Source organism: Burkholderia anthina (assembly GCF_902498995.1).
Taxonomy (GTDB): domain Bacteria; phylum Pseudomonadota; class Gammaproteobacteria; order Burkholderiales; family Burkholderiaceae; genus Burkholderia; species Burkholderia anthina.
Map to the genome: position 1 here is coordinate 82,324 of NZ_CABVLY010000019.1, position 13,339 is coordinate 95,662.

Sequence of the window (13,339 nt, forward strand, 5' to 3'; positions counted from 1 at the left end):
AACGCGCACGGCGATCGAATGGAGGGAGGGGCAACGGGCGACGTGCCCGGATGCGCGCAGGCACGCCTCCGGCGCGTCACAGACGGGCCAGGAACCGCCTGCGGCCCGTTGTCGCTCCCGATGGGCCGGCGCGTCGCGGCAGCCCGCCACGGGGCCGCTGGCGACGGACGAAAAAAAACCAGCCATGGCCGAAACCGATGACTGGTTTTGCAGTTCGGCGGCATGGCGTCGGAGACGCCATGCACACCGGAAACGTACTTCTTAGAACTTGTGGCGCAGGCCGAGAGCGACCATTTCCTGCGACTTCGTGCCGGCGATGCCGTACGAGCCGATCGAAGCTTGCGCTGCCGACGTCGTGCCATCGGCGTTCAGCTGCGTACCGCTTGCGTGCTGGTATGCGCCGACCAGGTAGATGTCCGTGCGCTTCGACAGCGAGTAGTCGCCGCCCAGCGAAACCTGATGGTACTTGGCGTCCGTGTTGCCGCTTGCCTTCGTGTACGAGTAGCCAAGGCCCAGCAGCAGCGGCGGCGTAACCTGGTACGTCACGAAGCCACGGCCCGTGTTGTACTTCTGGCTCGAGCCGAAGGCCGAGAATGCGTCCGGCTTGTATTGCGCGTTGCTGTAGCCGAGGCCGACCGTCACCGGGCCGATTGCATACTGACCTGCGACCTGTGCGATCGCGATCGACTTCGCCGTCACGTAACCTGCGTTGATCGGGCCGTCGATGATGTTGTCCGACGTCGTCGAGCCCCAGCCCGTGCGCACGCCAGCGACCGTCGGCGACGGGTTGGCTGCGTAGAAGTAGCCTGCGGCAACGCCGACCGGGCCGTTGTTGTATGCCGCTGCGACCGACCACGTCTGGCCCGAACCCGTCTTGCCCGCGACGCCGCCGAGAGCGTACATGCCTTCGAGCTGGAAGCCTGCCCAGACCGGCGACGTGTACTTGATCGCGTTGCTGACGCGCAGCGAGTTGTCGTTGTTGTCGACGTCGCCCGGCGTTGCGAACGTGCTGCCGAAGTAGTTGTCAGCTGTGACTGCCTGGACCAGATCGACGATCGGGTCGTATTGGCGGCCCAGCGTCAGCGTGCCGTACTGGTTGCTTTGCAGGCCGACGAATGCCTGACGGCCGAACATGCGGCCGCCTTGGCCCAAGCGGCCCGAGCCCGGATCAAAACCGTTTTCCAATTGGAAAATCGCCTTCAGGCCACCGCCGAGGTCTTCTGCGCCCTTCAGGCCGAAGCGGCTGCCTTGCAGGTTGCCCGACAGCATTTGCCACGAGTTGTTGGCTTGGCCGTCATTGCCGTGAACGTAAGCAATCGACGTATCGATCACGCCGTACAGCGTCACGCTCGATTGAGCGTGAGCAGCGCCAGCGGCGCCCAACAGGGCGAGCGAGAGGGTCGAGAGAGCGAGTTTCTTCATCGTTGAGTATCTCCACGCAAATGATTCGTCATTCGTTATTTGTTGCGGATTGGAGAATAGCTCAGTGCCATACCGGCAAGAAAGCTTAAAAAATAAAGTGTCTCGAAAAGGTAACAGCGAGAAAAAGTCCATATATATCAAGCACATCAAGGACTATTCCTCTTTTTGAAATAGTTGACAATTGCTGCGCTGCGATTGTTGCAATGATCGATGCGCCCGGCAACAGACGGGCGAATTTCGCCGGTTGGCGCATGGAAATCGAGGCGAGCAAACGTTTGCCGTTGCAGCGCGCATCGCGTGCCGAGCACGGACGCATCGACATGCAGGCGCACACGGTGGGCAGGATGGTTGCGAAAAGAAAAGCGGCGGCGTAGGGCGAGCAGGGCGACGCGTGCGGCACGCGCGAGGCGCGGCCGCGGGCGACGCGGGCGGGCGGAATCAGCTGTCGCGTGCGCGATCGGTGGCGCGACCCGTTGACGCCGATGTCGATAGGGATGCGGCTGCGACGTTGCCTGCGCCGCGGTGCGCCGCGCCGCGCGCGGCCGCGAATTCCGCGCCGAGCAGCAGCACGGCGGCGGAGAAGTACAGCCACATCAGCAACACCGCGAACGATCCGGCCGCGCCGAACGCACTCGCCGTGCCCGCATGCGCGAGATACAGCGCGAACAGCTTCTTGCCGCCGGAGAACAGGATCGCCGACACGATCCCGCCGACTGCCGCGTCGCGCCATGCGACGCGCGCGTCGGGCAGGAACTTCATCAGCGCGGCGAACGCGCCCGCGAGCACCGCGATGCCGACGAAGAACTGCAGCAGATTGGTGACGACCACATACGGCGAATTGCCGAGCAGCCAGGTGCCGACGAACGTGATCGCGGTGTCGAGCACGAGCGACACGATCAGCAGGAACGCGACGCCGAGCACGAGCCCGAACGAAACCAGCCGCACGCGCACGAGCCCGAGCATGCTCGACCAGCGGTTTTCGGTGCTCGGCCAGATCACGCTCAGCGCCGTGTTCAGCGACGCGAACGTTGCCGACGCACCGATCGCGAGCGCGGCGAACGAGATCAGCGTCGCGATGCCGCCGCGCTCGCCTGCGCGATGCGCGTTCTGCACGATGGTCTGGATGCTGGCCGCGGCATCGTCGCCGATCAATTGATGGGCCTGCTCGAACACCTGGCCGCGCGCGGCATCGTCGCCGTAGAACCAGCCGGCCACCGCGATCACCATCACGAGCGTCGGTGCGAGCGAGAACGCGGAGAAGAATGCGATGCTCGCGGCCATCGCCGAGCAGCGGTCGGAGGAGAAACGCTTGAATGCGTTGAGTGCCCAGTTGGCCTGTTGTTGCGCGAGACGGGTGGCTTCCGAGGTGATCTGTCGTTTCATGACGGTTCGGTGGTGTGCTGACCGCGGATATCGGCGGATCAGACAAATCAGTATTGATCCGAAGATTCCATCATAGTTGCGCTGACTGTCTATAATCCTTTCAGTTTCTCCCTACCCCACAAAACCGCCGAGACCATCATGCTACAAATGTCCCGGCGCCAGTTCCTGAAGGTGACGGCCACGTCGCTTGCCGGATCGAGTCTTGCCCTGATGGGCTTTTCTCCGACGGAAGCGCTTGCCGAAGTCCGACAGTACAAGCTGGCGCGCACCACCGAAACGCGCAACACCTGTCCATACTGTTCAGTGGGTTGCGGCATTCTGATGTACGGCCTTGGCGACGGCGCGAAGAATGCGCAGCCGAGCATCATCCACATCGAAGGCGATCCCGATCACCCGGTCAATCGCGGCACGCTGTGCCCGAAGGGCGCGAGCCTGATCGACTTCATCCACAGCCCGAACCGCCTGACGCACCCCGAGTATCGCGCGCCCGGCTCGGACAAGTGGGAACCGATCTCGTGGCATGACGCGCTCGACCGGATCGCGAAGCTGATGAAGGCCGACCGCGACGCGAACTTCGTCGAGACGGCCGAAGACGGCGCGAAGGTCAATCGCTGGCTCACGACCGGCATGCTGGCCGCGTCGGCGGGCAGCAACGAAGTCGGTTACCTGACGCACAAGGCTGTCCGCAGCCTCGGGATGCTCGCATTCGACAATCAGGCGCGTGTCTGACATGGCCCGACGGTGGCAGGTCTTGCCCCGACGTTTGGCCGTGGAGCGATGACGAACCATTGGGTCGACATCAAGAACGCGGACGTGATTCTCGTGATGGGCGGCAATGCAGCCGAGGCCCATCCGTGCGGTTTCAAGTGGGTGACGGAGGCGAAGGCGCACCGCAAGGCGCGGCTGATCGTCGTCGACCCGCGCTTTACGCGTACGGCCTCGGTGGCCGACTATTACGCGCCGATTCGCACCGGCACCGACATCGTCTTCCTGGGCGGCGTCATCAACTATCTGCTGACGAACGACAAGATCCAGCATGAGTACGTGAAGCACTACACGGACTTCTCGTTCATCGTGCGCGAGGATTTCGCGTTCAACGACGGCATCTATTCCGGCTACGACGCGGAGAAACACGCGTATCCGGACAAATCGAGCTGGGACTACGAGCTCGGCGACGACGGCTTCGCGAAGGTCGACCCGACGCTGCAGCATCCGCGCTGCGTCTACAACCTGCTCAAGCAGCACTACGCGCGCTATACGCCGGACCTGGTCCAGCAAGTCTGCGGCACGCCGAACGAGAAATTCCTGAAGGTCTGCGAGATGCTCGCGACGACGGCCGTACCCGGCCGCGCCGGCACGGTGCTGTACGCGCTCGGCTGGACCCACCACTCGATCGGCGCGCAGATCATCCGCACCGGCGCGATGGTGCAGCTGCTGCTCGGCAACATCGGCATCGCCGGCGGCGGGATGAACGCGCTGCGCGGCCACTCGAACATCCAGGGGCTGACCGACCTCGGGCTGATGTCGAACCTGCTGCCGGGCTACATGACGCTGCCGATGCAGGCCGAGCAGGACTTCGACGCATACATCAAGAAGCGCGTGCAGCAGCCGCTGCGGCCCAATCAGCTGAGCTACTGGAAGAACTACAAGGCGTTCCACGTCAGCTTCATGAAGTCGTGGTGGGGCGATGCGGCGACCGCCGAGAACAACTGGGGCTACGACTACCTGCCGAAGCTGGACAAGCAGTACGACCTGCTGCAGGCGATCGAGCTGATGAATGCCGGCAAGATGAACGGCTACATCTGCCAGGGCTTCAACCCGCTCGCGGCGGCGCCGTCGAAGGTGAAGACGGCCGCGGGCCTCGCGAAGCTGAAGTGGCTCGTGATCATGGATCCGCTCGCGACCGAGACGTCCGAGTTCTGGAAGCATCACGGCGACTTCAACGACGTCGATGCGTCGAAGATCCAGACCGAGGTGTTCCGCCTGCCGACCACGTGTTTCGCGGAGGAGAACGGCTCGCTCGTGAGTTCGAGCCGCGTGCTGCAATGGCACTGGAAGGGCACGGAGCCGCCGGGCGAGGCGAGGAGCGATCTCGAGATCATGTCGGGGCTGTTCCTGCGCATGCGCAAGATGTATCAGACCGACGGCGGCAAGTATCCGGATCCGATCCTGAACCTGACGTGGCCGTACGCGAACCCGGAAAGCCCGACGCCCGAAGAGCTCGCGATGGAGTTCAACGGGCGTGCGCTCGCCGACCTGACCGATCCGAAGGATCCGGCCAAGGTGCTCGTGAAGAAGGGCGAGCAGCTCGCCGCGTTCGCGCAACTGAAGGACGACGGCACGACCGCGAGCGGCTGCTGGATCTTCTGCGGGGCGTGGACGCAGGCCGGCAACCAGATGGGGCGGCGCGACAACGCCGACCCGACCGGCATCGGCCAGACGCTGAACTGGGCGTGGGCGTGGCCCGCGAACCGGCGGATCCTGTACAACCGCGCGTCGTGCGACGTGAGCGGCAAGCCGTTCGACCCGACCCGCAAGCTGATCGGCTGGAACGGCAGCGCGTGGAAGGGGGCCGACGTACCGGACTTCAAGATCGACGAACCGCCCGAGAACGGGATGAATCCGTTCATCATGAACCCGGAAGGCGTCGCGCGCTTCTTCGCGCGCGCGGGGATGAACGAAGGTCCGTTCCCCGAGCACTACGAGCCGTTCGAGACGCCGCTCGCCGCGAACCCGCTGCACCCTGACAACCCGCTGGCGCTGAACAACCCGGCCGCCCGCGTGTTCGCGGACGATCGCGCGTCGTTCGGCAAGGTGTCCGAGTTCCCGCACGTCGCGACGACCTACCGGCTCACCGAGCATTTCCACTACTGGACCAAGCATGCGCGGCTGAACGCGATCATCCAGCCCGAGCAATTCGTCGAGATCGGCGAAGACCTCGCGAAGGAAGTCGGCGTCGCGCACGGCGAGCGCGTGAAGGTGTCGTCCAAGCGCGGCTACATCGTCGCGGTCGCCCTCGTCACGAAGCGGATCAAGCCGCTGACGATCGAAGGCAAGAAGGTCCAGACGGTCGGCGTCCCGTTGCACTGGGGCTTCAAGGGTCTCGCGAAGCCCGGCTATCTCGCCAATACCCTGACTCCGTCCGTCGGCGACGGCAACTCGTACACACCGGAATTCAAGTCGTTCCTGGTGAAGGTCGAAAAGGCGTAAGGGGGAAGAGATGGCATTGCAATCGCTGGATATCAAGCGCGTCTCGGCCACCACGACGCCGCCGCCCACGGTGCGCGAACCGGTGACCGGGAGCGTCGCGAAGCTGATCGACGTATCGAAGTGCATCGGCTGCAAGGCATGCCAGACGGCATGCATGGAGTGGAACGACCTGCGCGACGAGATCGGCACGAACGTCGGCGTGTACGACAACCCGGCCGACCTGACCGAGCACTCGTGGACGGTGATGCGGTTCGCCGAATACGAGAACCCGGCCGGGGACCTCGAATGGCTGATCCGCAAGGACGGCTGCATGCACTGCGAGGATCCGGGCTGCCTGAAGGCATGCCCGTCGCCGGGCGCGATCGTGCAGTACAACAACGGGATCGTGGATTTCCACGAGGAGAACTGCATCGGTTGCGGCTATTGCGTGACCGGCTGCCCGTTCAACGTGCCGCGGATCTCGAAGAAGGATCATCGCGCTTACAAGTGCACGCTCTGTTCCGACCGCGTCGCGGTCGGCCAGGAACCAGCCTGCGTGAAGACCTGCCCGACGGGCGCGATCGTGTTCGGCACCAAGGAGGACATGAAGCAGCACGCGGCCGAGCGGATCGAGGACCTGAAGGAGCGCGGTTTCGAGCATGCAGGGCTGTACGACCCGCAGGGCGTCGGCGGCACGCACGTGATGTACGTGCTGCACCACGCGGACAAGCCGTCGCTGTATCACGGCCTGCCCGACAATCCGTCGATCAGCCCGATGGTGAAGCTGTGGAAGGGGATCGCGAAGCCGCTGGCGGTCGCCGGTCTCGCGCTGACCGCGCTGGCCGGGTTCTTCCACTACACGCGGGTCGGTCCGAACGAAGTCAGCGACGAGGAAGAAGCCGCCGCCCGCGACGAGGCGCGACGCATCAAGGAGGACGCAAAATGAAGCACGACGACCCCAATCTGATCGTCCGCTACACGCCGAACGAGCGCACGAACCACTGGATCACCGCGATCACGTTCGTGCTGCTCGCGTTGTCCGGGCTCGCGCTGTTCCATCCGTCGATGTTCTGGCTCACCGCGCTGTTCGGCGGCGGCCAGTGGACGCGGATCCTGCATCCGTTCGTCGGTCTCGTGATGTTCGTGTCGTTCGCGATTCTCGTGGTGCGGTTCTGGCACCACAACGCGCTCGACGCGGACGATCGTCAATGGCTGAAGCAGATCGGCGACGTGCTGACCAACCAGGAAGACAAGCTGCCGCCGGTCGGGCGCTATAACGCCGGACAGAAGCTGCTATTCTTCACGTTGGTGGCATGTCTGCTGCTGCTCCTGCTGTCCGGGATCGTGATCTGGCGGCGCTACTTCTCGTTCTATTTCCCGATCGAGGTGATCCGCGCGGCGGCCGTCGTGCATGCAGTGGCGGCGTTCGTGCTGATCGCGAGCATCATCGTGCACATTTACGCGGCGTTGTGGGTGAAGGGCTCGATCGGCGCGATGGTGCGCGGCACCGTCACGCTGGGCTGGGCACGCAAGCATCACCCGAAGTGGTTCCGTGAAAGCGTGAAGTAGCGCACCGGAGCGGGGCGGCTCGCCATCGCGGCGTACCGTTCCGCCACCGTCGGAACCGCCTGAAAAGCGCCGATTCGTCGGCGCTTGTTCTTTTGGAAGACATATTTGTGACACAACGCATTCTCGAACCGACCGAGATCTCGGCGCTCGATCATTCGGCCATTCCCCGCTTTCGCCTGCCGGAGCGCGGCACCGCATTCGCGGCGCGTGCCACGCGGCTGCGCAAGCTCGCCGACCTGAACCCGATCAGCGGCTACCTGCGGCTGATGGCCACCGTCGCCGACGCGCAGCACGCGACGCTGCAGCAGCTGAACCTGCCGCTGCCGTCGCCGGAAGCGATCGCACGCGCGCAGCAGCATTCGATGCCGCTCGTGCCGGCGCTCGACGGCGAGCGCAATCCGCAGTGGCGGGCCGTGCTGTATGAACTGCTCGATCGCGTCGACAGCGCCGGGCTCGTCAATCCGTCGCTCGCGAAGCTGCTCGACCGGCTGCGCTTGATGTCGCCCGCCGAACTCGACGCGCAGGCCGACGCGATCCTCGCGCTGCGCTTCGCCGAAGTCGACCCGGCCACCGCGCCGTTCCTGATGGCCGCGTTGCAGGTCGTGTGGACCGATCTCGCCGGCCGCGTCGCGCCGGCCGACATTCCGTATCTCGACCAGCCGGGGCTGTGCCCGGTATGCGGCTCGCATCCGGTCGCGAGCGTCGTGCGCGTCGGCGGCCAGTTCCAGGGCTACCGTTTCCTGCAGTGCGGGCTCTGCACGACCGAGTGGCACATGGTGCGCACGAAATGTTCGCACTGCGACTCGACGAAAGGCATTGCATACCACGGGATCGAGGGCGGCAGCGAAGCCGTCAAGGCCGAGTCGTGCGACGAGTGCAAGACGTATCGCAAGATCGGCTACCAGGAAAAGGACTACGAGTTCGAGCCGCTGGCGGACGATCTCGCGAGCCTCACGCTCGACCTGCTGATGAACGAGGCCGGCTACCAGCGCAGTTCGCCGAACCCGCTGCTGTGGCCGGACATGTCGCGCGAAGCGGACTGACGGCGGGCAGCCGGGGCGGGCGCGTAGGCGCCGGCCCCGTTTGCCTGCCGCGCATTGAAATGGAGCCACGACTACGTGACCGAACCGGGTTTGAATGAACTGAATGCCGTCCTCGCGCGCGTGCCGTCGGTCGAGCGCGTGCTGTCGTCGGCGCCGCTGCAACCGCTGCTCGCCGACTACGGCCGCACCCGCGTGCTGAACGCGGTGCGCGCCGAACTCGAGCGCTGGCGTACCGCCGCGCAGCATGATCCGTCGTCGGCCGAACTGCTCGACGAGCCGCACATCGCGGCGGCCGTCGCCCGCACGCTGGCCGCGCAGAGCGCGGGCGCCGTGCGCGCGGTGTTCAACCTGACCGGCACCGTGCTGCATACCAACCTCGGGCGCGCGCTGCTGCCCGACGATGCGGTGAGCGCGGTGGTCGCCGCGCTCACGCAACCCGTGAACCTCGAATTCGATCTCGGCACCGGCCGCCGCGGCGACCGCGACGACCTGATCGACGATCTGCTGTGCGAACTGACGGGCGCGGAAGCCGCGACCGTCGTCAACAACAATGCGGCGGCCGTGTTTTTGACCCTCTCCGCGCTTGCGCCGAAACGCGAAGTGATCGTGTCGCGCGGCGAACTCGTCGAGATCGGCGGCGCGTTCCGCATTCCCGACATCATGAGCCGCGCGGGCGCGAAGCTGCATGAAGTCGGCACGACCAACCGCACGCATCTGCGCGACTATGCGGATGTGATCGGCCCGCGTACGGCGCTGCTGATGAAGGTGCACTGCAGCAACTACGCGATCAGCGGTTTCACGAAGGAGGTGACGCTCGCCGAACTCGCGCCGCTCGCGCGCGAGCACGGGCTGCCGGTGGCGGTCGACCTCGGCAGCGGCACGCTCGCCGACCTGTCGCAATGGGGCTTGCCGCACGAGACGACCGTGCAGGAAACCGTCGCGGCCGGCGCGAACCTCGTCACGTTCAGCGGCGACAAGCTGCTCGGCGGCCCGCAGGCCGGCCTGATCGCCGGCGATCGCGCGCTCATCGCGAAAATCAAGAAGCATCCGCTCAAGCGCGCGCTGCGCGTCGGCAAGCTGACGCTCGCCGCGCTCGAACCCGTGCTGCGGCTCTATCAGGCACCGGAATTCCTGCGCGAACGGCTCACGACGCTGCGGCTGCTGACGCGGCCGCGGCACGACATCGCCGAAGCGGCCGAGCGCGTGCGCCCGGCATTGCAGGCCGCGCTCGGCAGCGGCTTCGACGTGCGCATCGAGCCGATGTTCAGCCAGATCGGCAGCGGCGCGCTGCCGGTCGACCAGTTGCCGAGCGCCGGGCTCGTCGTGCGCACGCCGGACGGCAAGCGCAGCGGCCGCGCGCTCGCGCAGCTCGAGAAGCGGCTGCGCGAATGGCCGCACCCGGTGATCGGCCGCGTCGCCGACAACGCACTGCGGCTCGATTTGCGCTGCCTCGAGGCAGCGGACGAAGCGGCATTCGTCGCGCAATGCGCGCTGATCGCGGGGCCGGCTGCATGATCGTCGGTACGGCAGGACATATCGACCACGGCAAGACGACGCTCGTGCGGGCGCTGACGGGCGTCGACACCGACCGGTTGAAGGAAGAGAAGGCACGCGGCATCTCGATCGAGCTCGGTTATGCGTATACGCCGCTCGAGAACGGCGACGTGCTGGGCCTGATCGACGTGCCGGGCCACGAGAAGCTGATTCATACGATGGCGGCCGGCGCGTGCGGAATCGACTTCGCGCTGCTCGTGATCGCCGCCGACGACGGCGTGATGCCGCAAACGCGCGAGCATCTCGCGATTCTGCAACTGCTCGGCGTCACGCACGGCGTGGTCGCGCTGACGAAGTGCGATCGCGTCGATGCCGCACGCCTGTCGGCCGCGCGCGACGAGATCGCGACGTGGCTGCACGGCTCGACGCTCGATGGTGCACCGATCTTCGAAACCTGCGCGACGCGCGCGGACGATCCTGGCGTTGCCGCGTTGAAGCGATGCCTCGCCGATGCGGCGCTCGCGTGGCGCGCGCGCCGCGACGACGGCCTGTTCCGGCTCGCGGTCGATCGCGTGTTCACGCTCGCGGGGCAGGGGACCGTCGTGACGGGCACCGCGTTCGCGGGCCGCGTGGCGACCGGCGACACGCTCGCGGTCGTCCGCACCGGCGGCGCGGCACGCGTGCGCAGCATCCATGCACAGAACCGGCCGGTCGAAGGGGGCCGCGCGGGCGAGCGTTGCGCGCTGAACCTGGCCGGCGTCGACAAGGCGGACGTCGAGCGCGGCGATACCGTCGCGGATGCGCGGCTCGTCGCGACGTCGCCGCGGCTGGACGTCGAACTGACGCTGCTGGCCGATGCCGGGCTGACGCTGACGCACTGGGCGCCGCTGCACGTGCATCTCGGCACGCTGCATCGCGTCGCGCACGTCGCGCTGCTCGACGGCGATACGCTCGCGGCCGGCCAGAAGATGCGTGTGCAACTCGTGTTCGACGAACCGGTATTCGCGCTGCCGGGCGATCGCTTCATCGCGCGCAACCCGCAAGCGACGCGCACCGTCGGCGGCGGCCGCGTGCTCGACCCGTTCGGGCCGGCGCGCAAGCGGCGCACGCCTGCGCGCCGCGCATGGCTCGACGCGCTGGCCGTGTGGCTCGACGAAGGGCGGCTCGATGCGCTGCTCGCGCAGGCGCCGCTCGGCATAGCCCGCACGATGCTCACGCATCTGACGGGGTTCGCGCCGGACGTGCTCGGGCTGCCGGACGATGCGCTGGCGATCGGCCAGCGCGATGCGGCGTCGAACGACGGCACGGTGATGGCGCGCACGCACTGGCATGCGTTGCAGGCGCGGGCGATCGACACGCTGCGCGTGTATCACGAGCGGATGCCGGACGAGCAGGGGCTCGATGCGGCACGTCTGCGACGGATGGCGGCGCCGGTCGTCGACGATGCGCTGTGGCGCGCGCTCGTCGATGCGCTGGTGTCGGGCGGGGACGTCGCGCGAAGCGGGCCGTGGCTGCATCTGCCGTCGCATTCGGTGAGCTTCGACGCACGCGAGGAGGCGCTGGCGCGGCAACTGCTGCCGCTGATTCATGCGGGGCGTTTCGATCCGTCGTGGGTGCGCGATCTGGCGCGCGACACGGGCGCAGCCGAGGACGCCGTGCGCGCGCTGCTGCGCAAGCTCGCGCGGCGCGGCGACGTGCATCAGATCGTGCGCGACCTGTTCTATCACGCGGATGTCGTGCGCGAGCTGGCCGGGCTGGTTGCGCATCTCGCGCCGACGTGCGGCGGCGGGCTCGATGCCGCGACGTTTCGCGACGCGACCGGGCTCGGCCGCAAGCGGGCGATCCAGATTCTCGAGTTCTTCGATCGGGTTGGGTATACTCGCTTCCACCGCGATCTTCACTTCCTGCGGCCTGACAGCGGTTGGGTGGGTATTCAGGCGTAGGCGCTCGTCGTGCTTCTCGCTCTTTTGGTTTTTCCCACGGAAGGCATTCGTATCCGGTGGTACGGCCGGACTTCAAACCCGGTTGGGGGTGTCAGACGCTCCCGGGTAGGTTCGACTCCTGCTGCCTTCCGCCACAAGGGTTTCAAGCGATTTTGACGTTCCGCGTGGAATGTCATTTGCGCCTGAGGTGTGGGTTTTTCTGCCTGATTCGTGTTTGTGGGTTATGAGCGGCCGATTTTCTTGACGGCCTCGGCAAGCCGATCCGTCACAAGGTGCGCGTATCGCTTGGTCGACGTGGTCGTCTTGTGGCCGAGCACGCCGGCTACCGTGTAGAGGTCAATCCCACCGTTGATCATTTCCGAAGCAGCGCTGTGCCGGAGGTCGTGAAACCGGACGTCGATGTGGCCCGATTTCCTCCGGGCTTTTATCCACTCGTCCTTTACTTTCCACGGTGGAACGTCGAATTTCACGCGCCGAGCGACGACGGCAATGCGCGGGTGAATGGGGATCAGTCTGGGGCGCCCATTTTTTGTCCTGCCGAGGGAGAATCCATCTCTCGTCGGGATGGCCCGCAGAATTTCGCTCATTCTCATTCCGGAGTAGAACGCGACGCGGATTGCAGCACGGGTTTGTCGGTGCGTGCATGCCTTGGCGATCTGTAGCATTTCGCGACGGCCTTTGTAAAGGTGACGCTCCTCCGACTGTTTCGGTATGACCATTTTGGCAGTTTGATCGTATTCGAGCTTGCCAATCTTGTGGGCGTATTTGATCGCGGCCCGGAGATAGCCGAGCGTGTTGTGAATCGTTCCATCGGCACTCGGCTTCTTCTGATGCCCCTGACGATCAACGCTCGAGCGCATGAATCCTGCAAATTGAATCGACCAATCGTACAGGTCGAGAGCATCTTGATCTTCGTATTCGGCCGCGTACTTCGTCAGAATTTGCAGGCGAGCCTTCCGATCCTTCCATTCGGCGCCTTTGTCAGTGACGTGAATCCGGACGCACTCGCCAATTGTGACGACGGGCTTACGCGCCCCGCTTGCGACCGCATAGACCTCTACGTCCCATTGGCGGCCTAATTCGTCAGCTTCGCGCGCAGAAAGTCCCGCAGGGATGAGTTTTGTTTTACGGATGCGCGAGCCTTCAATGACGCGTTCGAACGTCCAGCGGAAGCGCCTGCGGCCATTTTTTGTGATGGTTTCGATAGGCATGATGCGAGGTACCTGTATAGCGAATCGAGATCGTAGACGTGGGTTTTGTGCCCCAACTTGAATCGTTGTATAACCGTACAGCTTC

The 13,339-nt window shown here is 65.4% G+C and carries 10 protein-coding genes and 1 tRNA gene; 8 read left to right on the plus strand and 3 right to left on the minus strand.

Going from position 1 to position 13,339, the window contains the following annotated elements; genetic code table 11:
• Window positions 1–261: 261 nt before the first annotated feature.
• A complete protein-coding gene (locus BME24068_RS22995) occupies window positions 262–1,422 on the minus strand; it encodes a porin (RefSeq protein ID WP_096503894.1) in 1,161 nt (386 codons plus the stop codon).
• Between the two features lie 203 nt (window positions 1,423–1,625).
• Here BME24068_RS22995 and BME24068_RS23000 point away from each other — a divergent pair, with 203 nt between their 5' ends.
• A complete protein-coding gene (locus BME24068_RS23000; RefSeq protein ID WP_174927475.1) occupies window positions 1,626–1,796 on the plus strand; it encodes a hypothetical protein in 171 nt (56 codons plus the stop codon).
• A 64-nt stretch (window positions 1,797–1,860) separates the two neighbouring features.
• Here the strand turns inward: BME24068_RS23000 and BME24068_RS23005 are convergent, their stop codons facing one another.
• Window positions 1,861–2,805, minus strand: a complete 945-nt coding sequence (locus BME24068_RS23005) for a YihY/virulence factor BrkB family protein (protein WP_096503892.1) — start codon at window positions 2,803–2,805, stop codon at window positions 1,861–1,863.
• A 138-nt stretch (window positions 2,806–2,943) separates the two neighbouring features.
• Here BME24068_RS23005 and fdnG point away from each other — a divergent pair, with 138 nt between their 5' ends.
• From fdnG to BME24068_RS23040, 7 genes are all read left to right on the plus strand, one after another.
• Entirely contained in the window at window positions 2,944–6,015 is a 3,072-nt protein-coding gene (fdnG, locus tag BME24068_RS23010) for a formate dehydrogenase-N subunit alpha (protein ID WP_174927476.1), read from the plus strand.
• A 10-nt stretch (window positions 6,016–6,025) separates the two neighbouring features.
• Window positions 6,026–6,940 (plus strand): formate dehydrogenase subunit beta, encoded by a 915-nt coding sequence (gene fdxH / locus BME24068_RS23015; protein WP_096503888.1) that lies wholly within the window; start codon window positions 6,026–6,028, stop codon window positions 6,938–6,940.
• Window positions 6,937–7,563 (plus strand): formate dehydrogenase subunit gamma, encoded by a 627-nt coding sequence (locus tag BME24068_RS23020; RefSeq protein ID WP_096503886.1) that lies wholly within the window; start codon window positions 6,937–6,939, stop codon window positions 7,561–7,563. Before fdxH ends, BME24068_RS23020 begins: the two co-directional genes overlap by 4 nt.
• A 107-nt stretch (window positions 7,564–7,670) precedes the next feature.
• Window positions 7,671–8,606, plus strand: coding sequence for a formate dehydrogenase accessory protein FdhE (gene fdhE, locus BME24068_RS23025; protein WP_174927477.1), 936 nt, complete (start codon window positions 7,671–7,673; stop codon window positions 8,604–8,606).
• Between the two features lie 75 nt (window positions 8,607–8,681).
• Window positions 8,682–10,121: an L-seryl-tRNA(Sec) selenium transferase gene (selA, locus tag BME24068_RS23030; protein ID WP_174927478.1), complete on the plus strand. Its 1,440-nt coding sequence runs from the start codon at window positions 8,682–8,684 to the stop codon at window positions 10,119–10,121.
• Window positions 10,118–12,043, plus strand: coding sequence for a selenocysteine-specific translation elongation factor (gene selB, locus BME24068_RS23035; protein ID WP_174927479.1), 1,926 nt, complete (start codon window positions 10,118–10,120; stop codon window positions 12,041–12,043). The genes selA and selB overlap by 4 nt, the downstream gene beginning before the upstream one ends.
• A 38-nt stretch (window positions 12,044–12,081) precedes the next feature.
• Window positions 12,082–12,177: transfer RNA gene (locus BME24068_RS23040), tRNA-Sec, on the plus strand.
• Between the two features lie 87 nt (window positions 12,178–12,264).
• On the opposite strand, the gene BME24068_RS23045 is transcribed toward BME24068_RS23040, so the two are convergent.
• Window positions 12,265–13,254: a tyrosine-type recombinase/integrase gene (locus BME24068_RS23045; protein WP_174927480.1), complete on the minus strand. Its 990-nt coding sequence runs from the start codon at window positions 13,252–13,254 to the stop codon at window positions 12,265–12,267.
• Window positions 13,255–13,339: the final 85 nt, after the last annotated feature.